This is a genomic window from Sporichthya brevicatena (assembly GCF_039525035.1).
GTDB classification, from domain to species: Bacteria; Actinomycetota; Actinomycetes; order Sporichthyales; family Sporichthyaceae; genus Sporichthya; species Sporichthya brevicatena.
The window spans coordinates 108258-122285 of sequence record NZ_BAAAHE010000015.1 but is presented as its reverse complement, the minus strand read 5'-3'; the positions used below and the strand labels follow the sequence as shown (position 1 = coordinate 122285).

The window sequence follows — 14028 nt, the reverse complement described above, 5'->3', positions numbered from 1 at the left end:
GGCTGCAGGGGTGCGCTCTCGGGTGTCCGGGGTGAGGGACGTGGAGAAGAGAAGGACACTGGTCACGTGATCCCGTTGCTGATGCCGTCGTGGCCGCCCGGGGTGCGCGGTGTGTTCACCACCCGGGCCGGGGGCCAGTCGATCCCGCCCTACGCGGAGCTCAACCTCGCGACGCACGTCGGGGACGACGCCCGCACCGTCGCGGCCAACCGCGCTCTGGTCGCCGCGGCCGTCGGCCTGCCCCCGGAGCGCCTCGTCTTCATGGAGCAGGTGCACGGCAACGACGTCGCGGTCGTGGCGGGGCCGACGCCCGTTCCGCCGGTCGCCGACGCCCTGGTGACCACGACCCCCGCGCTCGCGTTGGTCGTGCTGGTGGCCGACTGCGTGCCGGTCCTGATGGCCGACCCGTACGCCGGGGTGGTCGCCGCGGCGCACGCCGGGCGCAAGGGGGTCGAGCTGGGAGTCGTCGCGCGGGCCCTCGCCGCCATGCAGGACCTCGGCGCCCAGCCCGGCCGGGTCCGCGTCCAGCTCGGGCCCTCGATCAACGGCTGCTGCTATGAGGTGCCGGAGTCGATGCAGCGGGAGGTGGCGGCCGCGGCGCCCGGCGCAGTCGCGGGGACCGGCCGGACGCGGGCGGGTACGCCGTCGCTCGACCTGCGGCCGGGGCTGGCCGAGCAGTTCGCGGCCCTCGGCGTCCACGACGTCGGCCTCACCGGCGGCTGCACCAACGACGACCCCGACTTCTTCTCCTACCGCCGCGACGGCGTGACCGGTCGCTTCGCCGGACTGATCTGGCGGGAGTCCGAGGACTCCTGATGGGGCGTCGGGAGGAGCTGGCCGCCAACCTCGCCGCGGTCCGGGAGCGGATCGCCGCGGCGTGCGGGGCCGCCGGCCGGGACCCGGCGGACGTGACGTTGATCGCGGTCACGAAGACCTGGCCGGCCTCCGACGTCGAACACCTCGCGGCGCTCGGCGTCCGCGACCTGGGGGAGAACCGCGACGGCGAGGCCGCCGAGAAGGCCGCGGCCCTGTCCGCCGCCGGGGTGACCGACCTGCGCTGGCACTTCGTCGGCCAGGTGCAGACGAACAAGGCGCGGTCGGTGGCTCGTTACGCCGATGTGGTGCATTCGGTCGACCGGCTGCGTCTGGTCCGGGCCCTGTCGACGGCGGCGACCGAGGCCGGGCGCGAACTCGACGCCCTGATCCAGGTGGACCTCTCGCCCGCCGCCGAGGGTCCGCAGGCGGGCCCGAAGGAGGGTGCGCCGGGCGGCCGCGGCGGCGCCGCCCCGGCCGAGGTGGTGGCCCTCGCCGACGCGGTGGCCGCCGCCCCCGGTCTGCGCCTGCGCGGGGTGATGGCGGTGGCGCCACTCGGGGCTCCGCCCGGACCGGCATTCGACCGTCTCGCCGCGGTCGCGGCGGACCTGCGCGGCGCCCATCCCGAGGCCCGCTGGATCTCCGCGGGGATGAGTGGCGATCTGGAAGTGGCGGTAGGTGCAGGCGCGACACATGTGCGTGTCGGGTCCGGGTTGCTCGGTAACCGGCCCTTGCGCCCCTAACCTCTTTGAGTAAGGGGAATTGCTTCTCTAGTGGCTGTGCAGACGCACTCCGGAAGGCAGGCTTCAATGGCCGGCGCGATGCGCAAGATGGGCGTCTATCTCGGGCTGGTCGAGGACGACGAGCGCGACGACTACTACGACGACCACGTCGAGGAGGAGCGCCGCTACGAGCGCCCGCAGCCGGCAACGCGACAGCCGATGGAGCCGGTCGCGCGCACGGATGTGCGGGTTCCGCAGCGCCGGATCCCGGCCCCTGCCGCCGCGCCGACTCCGGCACCGTCGCCGGTCGTCGCGGACCCGTACCGCATCATCACGCTGCACCCCCGGACCTACAACGAGGCCCGCCAGATCGGCGAGGAGTTTCGTCAAGGCGTTCCGGTCATCATGAATCTCACGGAGATGGACGACACGGACGCGAAGCGGCTCGTGGACTTCGCCGCGGGACTCGTGTTCGGATGCCACGGAGCCATCGAACGGGTGACGCAGAAAGTGTTTCTGCTCTCGCCCGCGAACGTCGATGTGAGTGCCGAGGACAAGGCCCGCATCGCTTCGGGTGGCTTCTTCAACCAGAGCTGAGTGGCGTCCGATAAGGTCGCCCTCGTTACTCTGCGTAAGAATCTTCGAAGGGGCGGTGACCTGCGGTGAGTCCAGTGGCGCAGGTCGTGTACTTCGTCCTGTTTGCTTTTCTCATCCTGCTGGTCGCACGCCTGGTGATGGAGTACGTCTTCCTCTTCGCCAGGTCGTACGAGCCGAAGGGTGCCGTGGTGGTCGTGCTCGAAGTGATTTACTCCGTGACCGATCCGCCGCTCAAGTTCTTGAGGCGGTTCATTCCGCCATTACGTTTGGGAGGGGTGTCACTTGACCTATCCTTCCTTGTGTTATTTGTCATCGTCACCATCGGGCTGTCACTCGTGCAGCAAGCGTGACGCGGTACGGTCTATCCCGAACGTCGACGATCACTCTGAGGTGACAGGATGCCGCTGACCCCCGAGGACGTGCGGAACAAGCAGTTCACGACCGTCCGTCTGCGCGAGGGCTACGACGAGGATGAGGTTGACGCCTTCCTCGACGAGGTCGAGACCGAGCTTCGGCGCTTGATCCGGGAGAACGACGAGCTGCGAGCCAAGCTCGCCGCCGCCACCCGGGCCGCGTCGGCGGCACCGGCTGCTTCCACGACCGCGCCCCAGCCCGTCGTCAAGGCGCCGGAGCCGCCTCCCGCGCCCGAGCCCCCCAAGCCCGCTCCCGCGCCCCCGGCGCCGGCCGCGGTCGAGGCGAGCTCGTCCGACAGCGCGGCCCGCGTGCTGGCGCTGGCTCAGCAGACCGCTGACCAGGCCATCGCCGAGGCCCGCACGGAGGCGAACAAGATCGTTGGCGACGCGCGGCAGCGCGCGGAGGCCATCGAGCGCGAGGCGCGCTCCAAGGCCGACGCCCTCGAGCGGGACGCCCAGGACAAGCACCGCTCGATCATCGGTGTCCTGGAGACCCAGCGCACCGCGCTGGAGACCCAGCTCGACCAGCTCCGTCAGTTCGAGCGTGAGTACCGCAGCCGCCTCAAGAGCTTCCTCGAGGGGCAGCTCCGGCAGCTGGAGAACAGCGCCGAGGGCGAGAACCTCTCGAACGGTCCGCGGTCGGCGGCCGCTCGGCCCGCGGCGACGACGCCGCGTCAGCCGATGCGCGGCTTCCTGATCGACGAGGACGAGGGCTGATCACCCCCGTACGACCTCGCTAGTCGACGTCGAAGGAGCCCGGCCCGACGAGGCCGGGCTCCTTCGCGTCTGCAGCAGCTCTGCGGCCCCGCTCCCACTGCGGGATGACGTCCCGGGCGCCCGGGGTGTCAGCCCGCACGAGGGCTGACAGGCACCCCGTGCGGGACGTCATCCCTGAGCAGGGGGGTGTCAGCCCGCACGAGGGCTGACAGGCACCCCGTGCGGGACGTCATCCCGCGGGGCCAGGCCGTGGCGATGCGGGTCAGGCCTTGGTGATCCGGAAGGTCATGCCGAGCTCGGCGTCGGTGCTGGTGACCCCGTCACCGGACGGGGCCTCGGCCAGCTCGGCGACGGAGGTCGCGAGGACCTCGCCGGCGACCAGGTCCGCGTGCTCGCGGAGCGCCGCGACGGCCTCCTCACCGGCCGCGTGCCACTCCAGGGTGATCCGGTCGGCGACCTCCAGGCCGGAGGTCTTGCGGGCCTCCTGGATGACGCGGACGGCCTCGCGGGCCAGACCGGCCCGGCGGAGCTCCGGCGTGATCGTCAGGTCGAGGGCGACGGTCTCGCCCTCGCGAGCCACCGACCAGCCCTCGCGGGGCGTCTCGGTGATGACGACCTCGTCCGCGTCGACGGTGATCTCCTGCCCGTCGACGACGATCGTCGCCGGGCGGCCGGCGCGCAGCTCGGCCGCCAGCGCCACCGGGTCCGCCGCCGCGATCGCGGCCGCGACCGGCTGGGTGCCCTTGCCGAAGCGCTTGCCGAGCGCGCGGAAGTTGGCCTTCGCCGAGTAGTCGACGAGGTCGCCGCCGGCCTCCGCGAGCGACTCCAACCGGGTGACGTTCAGCTCCTCGGCGATCTGCGTGCGGAGATCCTCGGAGAGCGTGGACCAGCCGTGCGCGCCCACGAGGGCCCGCGAGAGCGGCTGACGGGTCTTCACCCCGCTGTCGGCCCGCGCCGCGCGCCCCAGCTCGACCAGGCGCCGTGCGAGGGCCACCTGGGCCGCGAGGTCGTCGTCGATCAGCGCGCCGTCGACCGCCGGCCACGCCGCGAGATGCACCGAGTCCGGCAGCTCCGGGCTGGTCGGCCGGAACAGGTCCTGCCAGACCCGCTCGGTGATGAACGGGGTGATCGGGGCCATCAGCAGCGTGACGACGTACAGGCACTCGTGCAGGGTCGCGAGCGCGGCCGGGTCGCCCGCCCAGAACCGGCGGCGGTTGCGGCGCACGTACCAGTTCGACAGGTCGTCGACGTAGGCCGCGAGCAGCCGCCCGGCCTTCTGGGTGTCGAAGTCCTCCAACGCCGCGTCGACGCCCTGCGCGAGGCGGTGGGCCTCGGAGATCGCCCACCGGTCCAGCGCCGGCCGCTCGGCGACCGGGGGAGCGGCGGTCACGCCCGGCTCGAAGCCCGCGGTGCGGGCGTAGAGCGACTGGAAGGCGACGGTGTTCCAGTACGTCAGCAGCGACTTGCGGACGATCTCCTGCAGGACGTTGTGGCCCACGCGCCGGGCCGACCAGGGCGAGCCCGAGCAGGCCATGAACCAGCGCAGGGCGTCGGCGCCGTGCTGGTCCATCAAGGGCATCGGCTCGAGGATGTTGCCGAGGTGCTTGGACATCTTGCGGCCGTCCTCGGCGAGGATGTGCCCGAGGCAGAGGACGTTCTCGTACGAGGACCGGTCGAAGACCAGCGTCCCGACCGCCATCAGCGTGTAGAACCAGCCGCGGGTCTGGTCGATCGCCTCGCAGATGAACTGCGCCGGGTAGGCCTTCTCGAACTCCGCGACGCCCTGATGCGGGTAGCCCCACTGGGCGAACGGCATCGAGCCCGAGTCGTACCAGGCGTCGATCACCTCGGGGACGCGGCGGGCCTGGTGGCCACAGGTCTCGCAGGCGAAGGTGACGTCGTCGATGTACGGGCGGTGCGGGTCGACGTCCGACAGGTCGCGACCGGCGAGCTCGCCGAGCTGCGCCATCGACGCGACGGCGCGCAGGTGGCCCTCCTCGCACCGCCAGATCGGCAGCGGCGTGCCCCAGTAGCGGTTGCGGGACAGGGCCCAGTCGATGTTGTTGTTCAGCCAGTCGCCGTAGCGGCCGTGCTTGATGGTGTCGGGGTACCAGGTCGTCCGCTCGTTCTCGCGGAGTAGTTCGTCCTTCACCTCGGTCGTGCGGATGTACCAGGACGGCTGCGCGTAGTAGATGAGCGCCGTGTGGCAGCGCCAGCAGTGCGGGTACGCGTGCTCGTACGCGACGTGCTTGAACAGCACGCCGCGGCTCTGCAGGTCCGCCACCAGGGCCTCGTCGGCCTTCTTGAAGAACTGCCCGCCGACGAGTGGGACGTCGTGGGCGAAGTGCCCGTCCGAGGTGATCGGGTTGACCACCGGCAGCCCGTAGGCCTTGCAGACCCGAAGGTCGTCGGCACCGAAGGCCGGGGCCTGGTGGACCAGACCGGTGCCGTCCTCGGTGGTGACGTAGTCGTCGAGCACGACGAAGTGGGTGTCCGCGCCGTCGGGGAACGCGATCAACTCGAACGGGCGCGCGTAGTGCCAGCGCTCCATCTCGGCGCCGGGGAAGGACGCGAGCACCTGCGCGCCCTCGCCGAGCGCGTACGCCACGAGCGGTTCCGCGACGACGACGGGCGTGCTCCCGTCGGCCGGCTGCGCGAGCACGTAGGTGACGTCCGCCCGGGCGGCGACCGCCGTGTTGGAGACCAGCGTCCAGGGAGTCGTCGTCCAGACCAGGAGGTCGGCGGCCCCGGCGTGCGGACCGCTGGTCAACGGGAAACGCACGTAGACCGACGGGTCGACGACCGTCTCGTAGCCCTGGGCCAGCTCGTGGTCGGACAGACCGGTGCCGCAGCGCGGGCAGTACGGCGCGACGCGGTGATCCTGGACCAGCCGGCCGTCGTCGAAGATCTTCGCCAGGCTCCACCAGACGCTCTCGACGTAGGCGCGGTCCATCGTCCAGTACGCCGAGGACAGGTCCACCCAGTAGCCCATGCGCTCGGTCATCTGCGCGAAGGCGTCGACGTGGCGGTGCACGGACTCGCGGCAGCGCGCGTTGAACTCCGCGACCCCGTAGGCCTCGATGTCGCCCTTGCCGGAGAACCCGAGTTCCTTCTCGACCGCGAGCTCGACCGGCAGGCCGTGGCAGTCCCAGCCCGCCTTGCGGGGGACGTGGTAGCCCTTCATCGTCTTGAAGCGCGGGAAGACGTCCTTGAAGACGCGCGCCTCGACGTGGTGGGTGCCGGGCATGCCGTTGGCCGTCGGCGGGCCTTCGTAGAAGACCCACAGCGGGCCGTCGGCCGTGGCGTCGATGGTGCGCTCGAAGACCTTGGCGTCGGTCCAGAACGCGAGGACCTCGCGTTCGAGGGCGGGCAGGTCCACCTGGGGCGGCACGGCGCGGTACTGGCTCACCGGGAACTTCCTCCGGACGTTGACGAAGCGACGCCGGAGGGACGAGCACCCCCGGACGCCGGGGACCCGCGGTACCACCCTCCTTGGCCGCGGCTGCCTCCCGAAGGAGACGAGCGCGACCCTCTCGTGGACCTGCACCACCGGGTCTACGCGGCGCTCCGCGGACAGGAACGCCGTTTCTTCCGGCAACTCCGGGGTGATCTCACGCCCGCGCACACCGTCCGGGCTCGCACCGTCCCCGGATCGCTCATCGGCTGCGTACGGGCGGCGCTGTCCCCATCGACGCCTCGTGCAGGGCGCTCAGCCTACCCGCGGACGCCGCGGGCGGGCGGGGCAGACTGCCGGGCGTGACCGAGCTACGGGTGGCGATCCGCGTCCGGCCGGGGTCCTCCCGGGCCGGCGTCGGGGGGACGCACGCCGGCGCGCTAGTGGTGAAGGTCAGCGAGCGGGCCGTGGACGGCCGGGCGACCGAGGCCGCGCTGACGGCTCTGGCCAAGGCGCTCGGGGTCCCGCGGCGCGAGATTCGCCTGGTCAGAGGCGCGACGAGCCGCGACAAGGTGGTCGCCGTCGAGGGGGACGAGCAGGTCCTCACCGCCGCCCTGGAGCGCCTGCGCGACGCGCCCTGATCTTCGGAGCAGGGGTTCGGACTTCCGGCGTGTCGGGTGGGTACGGTGGGCCCCGCACCGTGACGAACCGTCAGCCAACGGTCGGTGATCGTCTGGCTACGGATCGTGTTCACGGCCTGGTGACGGACGAGAAGGGTCCGCAATGGTGAGGAGCGGAGGGCCGGCAACGAAGGCGGCCTCGGCGAAGCGAGCCGCGCCGGCGAAGAAGGCCCCGGCCGCGAGGAAGGCTGCGCCGGCGAAGCAGTCCGCCCCGGTGAAGAAGGCCGCCCCGGCGAAGAAGGCCCCGGCCGCGAGGAAGGCTGCGCCGGCGAAGCAGTCCGCCCCGGTGAAGAAGGCCGCCCCGGCGAAGAAGGCCGCGGTCAAGAAGGCCGCCCCGGTGAAGAAGGCCGCGGCCACAAAAGCGGCCCCGGCCACGAAGGCGGCCGCGAAGAAGGCTTCGGCGAAAAAGGCGAGCCCGGTCGCGAAGAAGGCCGTCGCCACGAAATCCGCGCCGGCGAGAAAAGCCGCGCCCGCCAAGAAGGCGGGGGTGAAGAAGGCGGCGGTGAAGAAGGCCCCGGCGAAAAAGACCGCGCCGGCGGAAAAGGCTGCGCCCGCCAAGCCGGCGGCGGTGAAGAAGTCCGCGCCGGCCAAGAAGGCCCCGGCCAAGAACGCCCCGGCGGCGAAGAAGACGGCGCCCGCGAAGAAGGCCCCGGCGGCGAAGAAGGCAGCACCCGCGAAGAAGGCAGCACCCGCGAAGAAGACCGGGACGTTGGCCCGGGCGGCGACGCTCGCGCGGCGGGCGACGGCTCCCGCGCGCAAGGCCGCCGCGATCGCCCGGCAGGTGGCCGCTCCCGCCGCGAAACCCGCCCCGGAGGCGCCGGCCCCGGTGCCGGCGAAGGCCCCGACCAAGACCGCGGCAAAGGCTCCCGCCACGGCTCCGGCCGCGAAGCCGGCCGCGAAGCCGACCGGCAAGCTCGCGGTCCGGGAGGGGGAGACGGCCTGGACGAACGAGGAGCTCAAGGAGGTCCGGGCCGAGCTCGGCAAGGACGTCGACCGGCTCCGGGCCGAGATCGCGGTCGCCCAGGCCGACCGGGAGGCGCTGCTGCGCGACTACGGCGACGGCTCCGGGGAAGACCAGGCGGATGCCGGCACCAAGACGCTCGAGCGCGAGCAGGAGATGTCGCTGGTCAACAACGCCCTCGACATGCTCCAGCAGGACGAGCGGGCGCTCGCGCGCCTCGAGGACGGCACCTACGGCCAGTGCGAGTCGTGCGGCGACCCGATCGGGAAGGCCCGGCTCCAGGCGTTCCCGCGGGCCACGCTCTGCGTCGCCTGCAAGCAGCGGGCCGAGCGCCGGTACTGATCACCGATTCGTCGCTCTTCGTGATCATGAACGGCCCGGGTGGGCCCACGCGGAGTCTTCGGCGGGCTTAGCGTCGCCTTACCGAAACGTGAGAATTGGGACATTTCGGGCCGGGTGGTCCGCGTGAGACTCTGCTGCGATGTCCGAGACGGCGCTTGATCCCGGCCCGGTCCGGGACCTGCTGGCGCCGTCACCGAGAGTCACCGAACCGGCGGCGCCGACCCGGGCCCGGCACGCGGCCCCGGTCTACCTCCCACCCGCCGCGATCCGACGCAGCCGGCTCGCGCTCTTCGGCGGGGTCGCCGCGGCGGTCTACCTGGTCGACCTCGCCACGAAGATCGCGATCGTCGCGTTCCTCACCGAGGACGACCCGGTGGAGATCGGCGGCACCGGCGTCTCGCTGCGGCTGATCCGCAACCCGGGCGCCGCGTTCGGGGTCGGGGTCGACGTCACCGCGGTGTTCACGGTCATCACCGTCTGCGTCGTCGGGGCGGTGCTGACCAGTTCCCGGCGGCTCGGCAGCCGCCCGTGGGCCCTCACCCTGGGGCTGCTGCTCGGCGGCGCGTTGGGCAACCTCACGGACCGGCTCGCACGGTCGCCGGGGTTCCTGTCCGGGCACGTCGTCGACTTCGTCGAGATCCCCGGCTGGCCGATCTTCAACGTCGCGGACCTCTCGATCTGCGTCGCCGGCGGCCTGATGGTGGCGCTGGCGTGCCGCAACGTCCCGCTCGACGGCCGTCGCTGTCGCCGGTACTGAGCGCGCCGGTCCGTCGCCGCCACCGGGTCGAAGACCGGCCTGGGCGATAGACCACACTGAGCGGCGTGAGTTCCGACCTGCGTGCGCTGCCGGTGCCCGACGGGCTCGCGGGGGAGCGGGTGGACGCCGGGCTCGCCCGGTTGTTCGGGCTCTCCCGGACCCGCGTGGCCGAACTCGCGGCCGCGGGGTGCGTCCGGATGGACGGCGCGGCCGCGGGCAAGAGCGACCGCCTCGTCGCCGGGGCGTGGCTGGAGGTCGAGCTCCCGGCCGTCGAGCCGGCCGGCGTGGAGATCGTGGCCGAGCCGGTGCCCGGCATGAAGGTCGTCCACGACGACGAGCATCTGGTCGTCGTCGACAAGCCGGTGGGCGTGGCGGCGCACCCGAGCCCGGGCTGGACCGGCCCGACCGTCATCGGGGGCCTGGCCGCCGCCGGCTTCCGGATCTCGACCTCGGGCGCGGCCGAGCGAGCCGGTGTCGTCCACCGGCTCGACGTCGGCACCAGCGGGTTGATGGTCGTCGCGAAGTCCGAGCGGGCGTACACGCTGCTCAAGCGCGCGTTCAAGGAGCGGACGGTCGAGAAGATCTACCACGCGCTCGTGCAGGGTCATCCCGACCCGTCGCGCGGCACCGTGGACGCGCCGATCGGGCGGCACCCGGTGCACGACTGGAAGTGGGCCGTGATCGCCGAGGACGCCGGCGGCAAGGCGAGCGTCACGCACTACGACACGCTCGAGGCGTTCCGCGCCGCGAGCCTGCTGACGATCAAGCTCGAGACCGGCCGCACCCACCAGATCCGGGTGCACATGTCGGCGCTGCGGCATCCGTGCGCGGGCGACCTGACCTACGGCGCGGACCCGACCCTGGCCGAGCGCCTGGGTCTGGAGCGACAGTGGTTGCACGCGGTGTCGCTGGGGTTCGAGCACCCGGATTCCGGCGATTGGGTCGAGTTTTCCAGCGACTATCCGGACGACCTTGCGCGCGCCCTGCAGGTTGTCTCGGAGGGCTGACCACACACTGAGACGGGCGCTCGAGTTGTCAGTGGGGCGCCTTAGAGTGAGGCCCGATTCCGGGGAGGCGCAGCGGTGAGTTCGGCAGGCATGAACGACTCGTTCGTCCACCTGCACGTCCACACCGAGTACTCGATGCTCGACGGCGCGGCGCGCCTGGACGACCTCTTCCGCGGCTGCAACGAGATGGGCATGCCGGCCCTCGCGATGACCGACCACGGCAACGTGTTCGGCGCGTACGACTTCGTGAAGAAGGCGAACGAGGCCGGCATCAAGCCGATCGTCGGCATGGAGGCGTACCTCGCGCCGGGCACCCACCGCTCCGACCGCACCCGCGTGCGGTGGGCGGACGGCGGCGAGGACGACGTCTCCGGTTCCGGCTCGTACACGCACATGACGCTGCTGGCGACCGACAACGACTCGATGCACAACCTGTTCCGCATCTCGTCGCTGGCGAGCCTCGAAGGCTTCTTCTACAAGCCCCGCGCGGACCGCGAGCTGCTGCACCGCTACGGCAAGGGCCTGATCGCGACGACGGGCTGTCCGTCGGGCGAGATCCAGACCTGGCTGCGCATCGGCGACTACGAGAAGGCGCGCGCGTCGGCCGGAGAGTTCCAGGACATCTTCGGCAAGGAGAACTTCTTCTGCGAGCTGATGGACCACGGCATCGGCATCGAGAAGCGCGCGCACGACGGGCTGATGCGCCTGGCCAAGGACCTCAACCTGCCGCTGGTCGCGACCAACGACCTGCACTACGCCGCGGCCGAGGACGCGTCCGCGCACGAGGTGCTGCTCTGCGTGCAGTCCGGCAAGACCCTCGCGGACCCGAACCGCTTCAAGTTCGACGCGACCGACTTCTACCTCAAGAGCCCGGCCGAGATGCGCGAGCTCTGGCAGGGCCGCTACGGCCTGCGGGAGGCCTGCGACAACACGCTGCTCATCGCCGAGCGCTGCCAGATGTCGTTCTCCGCGCGCAACCTCATGCCGCGATTCCCGGTGCCCGAGGGGGAGACCGAGGAGACCTGGCTGCGCAAGGAGGTCGACCGCGGCCTGAACGAGCGCTTCCACGGCAACGTGCCCCAGACGCACCGGGATCAGGCGGCCTACGAGGTCGACATGATCATCAAGATGGGGTTCCCCGGCTACTTCCTCGTCACCGCCGACCTCGTGCGGTACGCGAAGGAGAACGGGATCCGCGTCGGTCCCGGTCGTGGGTCCGCGGCCGGTGCGCTGATCGCCTACGCGCTGGGCATCACCGAGCTCGACCCGCTCGCGCACGGCCTGATCTTCGAGCGGTTCCTCAACCCCGAGCGTGTGTCGATGCCCGACATCGACATGGACTTCGACGAACGTCGTCGCGCCGACATGATCCGCTACGCCACCGAGAAGTACGGCGAGGAGCGGGTCGCGCAGATCATCACCTACGGCACCATCAAGGCGAAGGCGGCGATCAAGGACGCCTCCCGCGTCCTCGGCTACCCGTTCGCGATGGGCGACCGCATCACCAAGGCGATGCCGCCGGCCGTCATGGGCAAGGACATCCCGCTGTCCGGGATCTTCGACCCCGACCACAAGCGCTACGCCGAGGCCGGCGAGTTCCGGGCGCTCTACGAGTCCGACCCGGACGTGAAGAAGGTCGTCGACACGGCCAAGGGTCTCGAGGGCCTGAAGCGGCAGTGGGGCGTGCACGCCGCGGGCGTCATCCTCTCGAGCGAGCCGCTGCTCGACGTCATCCCGATCCAGCGCCGCGAGCAGGACGGCGCGATCATCACGCAGTTCGACATGGGCGCCTGCGAGTCGCTCGGGCTGCTGAAGATGGACTTCCTGGGGTTGCGCAACCTCACGGTCCTCGACGACTGCCTGATCAACATCGAGTCCAACCGGGGCGAGAAGATCGTCCTCGAGGAACTCGAACTGACGGACCGTAAGGCGTACGAGCTGCTGGCCCGGGGCGACACCCTCGGCGTCTTCCAGCTCGACGGCGGGCCGATGCGTGCGCTGCTGCGCTCGATGGTCCCCGACAACTTCGAGGACATCTCCGCCGTCCTCGCGCTGTACCGGCCGGGTCCGATGGGCGCGAACGCGCACAACGACTACGCGGACCGCAAGAACGGCCGCAAGCCGGTGGTGCCGATCCACCCCGAGCTCGAAGAGCCGCTGGCCGACATCCTGGGCGACACCTACGGGTTGATCGTCTACCAGGAGCAGGTCATGGCGATCGCGCAGAAGCTCGCGGGCTACTCGCTCGGCGCCGCCGACCTGCTCCGTCGCGCGATGGGCAAGAAGAAGAAGGAGATCCTCGACAAGGAGTACATCCCGTTCTCGGAAGGGATGAAGAAGAACGGGTACTCCGAGGCGGCGATCAAGACCCTCTGGGACATCCTCGTCCCGTTCTCGGACTACGCGTTCAACAAGGCCCACACCGCCGGCTACGGCCTCGTCTCCTACTGGACCGCCTACCTCAAGGCGAACTACCCGCAGGAGTACATGGCGGCGCTGCTCACCTCGGTCAAGGACGACAAGGACAAGTCGGCCCTGTACCTCAACGAGTGCCGGCGCATGGGCATCAAGGTGCTGCCGCCGGACGTCAACGCCTCGGACGCGAACTTCACCCCGCGCGGCGAGGACATCCGCTTCGGCCTGACCGCGATCCGCAACGTCGGCGCGAACGTCGTGACCGGGATCGTCGAGGCGCGGACCGAGCAGGGCGCGTTCACCGACTTCGCCGACTTCCTGCGCAAGGTGCCGGCGCAGGTCTGCAACAAGAAGACCGTGGAGTCGCTGATCAAGGGCGGCGCGTTCGACTCGCTCGGGCACACCCGCCGTGGCCTGATCCACGCGCACGAGCGCGCGATCGACGCGATCATCGACATCAAGCGCAACGAGGCCATCGGCCAGGACTCGCTGTTCGGCGCGTTCGACGACGACGGCGACGCCACCGACACGTCCTTCGACATCGAGATCCCGACGGGGGAGTGGGACAAGCCGGCGCTGCTCGCGTACGAGCGCGAGATGCTCGGTCTCTACGTCTCGGACCACCCGTTGCTCGGCATCGAGAACGTCCTCGCCGCGGCGGCCGACTGCGCGATCACGACGCTGACCTCGAGCGAGGACCGCGCCGACGGGTCGATCGTCACGATCGCCGGCCTGATCACCGGCCTGGCGCGCAAGGTCACGAAGAAGGGCGACACCTGGGCGATCGCGACCGTCGAGGACCTCGGCGGCGCCATCGAGTGCATGTTCTTCCCGGGCTCGTACCAGCAGTTCGGCACGGTGCTCGCGACGGACACCGTCGTCGCGGTCAAGGGCCGCCTGCGCCGCAACGAGGACGAGATCTCGTTGATGGCCTCAGACCTGCAGATCCTCGACACGACGAAGTCCTCCAGCGGACCGGTCGTGGTCCGGCTGCCGGCGATGCGGTGCACGCCGCCGCTGGTCGAGCGGCTGAAGTCGGTCCTGGCCGACCACCCGGGCCAGAGCGAGGTCCACCTGCAACTCGACTCCCGGGCGCGGACGATCGTCATGCGGCTGGAGCGGGGCCCGTTCGTGGCCCCGTCCCCGGCGCTGTTCGGCGACCTGAAGGCCCTGCTCGGGCCGTCGTGCCTGGGATGACCCGGATGAGTTC

Annotated in this window: 12 protein-coding genes; 10 read left to right on the top strand and 2 right to left on the bottom strand. The window is 71.0% G+C overall.

Annotated features, from left to right (window positions below; genetic code table 11):
* The first annotated feature begins 81 nt into the window (after positions 1–81).
* The 5 genes from pgeF (at position 82) to ABD401_RS10555 (ending at position 3262) form a co-directional block, all read left to right on the top strand.
* On the top strand, positions 82–816 hold the full coding sequence (gene pgeF / locus ABD401_RS10575; protein WP_425566104.1) for a peptidoglycan editing factor PgeF: 735 nt from the start codon (positions 82–84) through the stop codon (positions 814–816).
* Complete coding sequence (locus ABD401_RS10570; RefSeq protein ID WP_344604410.1) at positions 816–1556, top strand: YggS family pyridoxal phosphate-dependent enzyme; 741 nt, start codon at positions 816–818, stop codon at positions 1554–1556. Before pgeF ends, ABD401_RS10570 begins: the two co-directional genes overlap by 1 nt.
* Before the next feature lie 66 nt (positions 1557–1622).
* On the top strand, positions 1623–2132 hold the full coding sequence (locus ABD401_RS10565; RefSeq protein WP_344604408.1) for a cell division protein SepF: 510 nt from the start codon (positions 1623–1625) through the stop codon (positions 2130–2132).
* A 65-nt stretch (positions 2133–2197) separates the two neighbouring features.
* Complete coding sequence (locus ABD401_RS10560; protein WP_028985060.1) at positions 2198–2482, top strand: YggT family protein; 285 nt, start codon at positions 2198–2200, stop codon at positions 2480–2482.
* Between the two features lie 48 nt (positions 2483–2530).
* On the top strand, positions 2531–3262 hold the full coding sequence (locus ABD401_RS10555) for a DivIVA domain-containing protein (protein WP_344604405.1): 732 nt from the start codon (positions 2531–2533) through the stop codon (positions 3260–3262).
* Positions 3263–3524: 262 nt separating this feature from the next.
* Here ABD401_RS10555 and ileS read toward each other — a convergent pair whose 3' ends face one another.
* Positions 3525–6671: an isoleucine--tRNA ligase gene (ileS, locus tag ABD401_RS10550; protein ID WP_344604403.1), complete on the bottom strand. Its 3147-nt coding sequence runs from the start codon at positions 6669–6671 to the stop codon at positions 3525–3527.
* 347 nt (positions 6672–7018) lie between these two features.
* On the opposite strand from ileS, the gene ABD401_RS10545 reads away from it, so the two are divergent.
* Positions 7019–7297 carry a DUF167 domain-containing protein gene (locus ABD401_RS10545; protein WP_344604401.1) on the top strand — a complete coding sequence of 93 codons (279 nt, stop codon included), beginning with the start codon at positions 7019–7021 and terminating at the stop codon, positions 7295–7297.
* 96 nt (positions 7298–7393) lie between these two features.
* On the opposite strand, the gene ABD401_RS10540 is transcribed toward ABD401_RS10545, so the two are convergent.
* A complete protein-coding gene (locus tag ABD401_RS10540) occupies positions 7394–7927 on the bottom strand; it encodes a hypothetical protein (protein ID WP_344604399.1) in 534 nt (177 codons plus the stop codon).
* On the opposite strand from ABD401_RS10540, the gene ABD401_RS10535 reads away from it, so the two are divergent.
* The 4 genes from ABD401_RS10535 to dnaE all read left to right on the top strand — a co-directional run bounded on the left by ABD401_RS10535 (position 7905) and on the right by dnaE (position 14015).
* Positions 7905–8639 carry a TraR/DksA family transcriptional regulator gene (locus ABD401_RS10535; RefSeq protein ID WP_344604397.1) on the top strand — a complete coding sequence of 245 codons (735 nt, stop codon included), beginning with the start codon at positions 7905–7907 and terminating at the stop codon, positions 8637–8639. The two genes, ABD401_RS10540 and ABD401_RS10535, sit on opposite strands and share 23 nt — an antisense overlap.
* Positions 8640–8778: 139 nt before the next feature.
* The gene (locus ABD401_RS10530) at positions 8779–9396 is read left to right on the top strand and encodes a signal peptidase II (RefSeq protein ID WP_344604395.1); all 618 of its coding nucleotides are present in this window, start codon (positions 8779–8781) and stop codon (positions 9394–9396) included.
* A 65-nt stretch (positions 9397–9461) separates the two neighbouring features.
* Positions 9462–10403, top strand: a complete 942-nt coding sequence (locus ABD401_RS10525; protein ID WP_344604393.1) for an RluA family pseudouridine synthase — start codon at positions 9462–9464, stop codon at positions 10401–10403.
* 90 nt (positions 10404–10493) lie between these two features.
* Positions 10494–14015, top strand: a complete 3522-nt coding sequence (gene dnaE / locus ABD401_RS10520; RefSeq protein ID WP_344604481.1) for a DNA polymerase III subunit alpha — start codon at positions 10494–10496, stop codon at positions 14013–14015.
* Positions 14016–14028 lie beyond the last annotated feature (13 nt).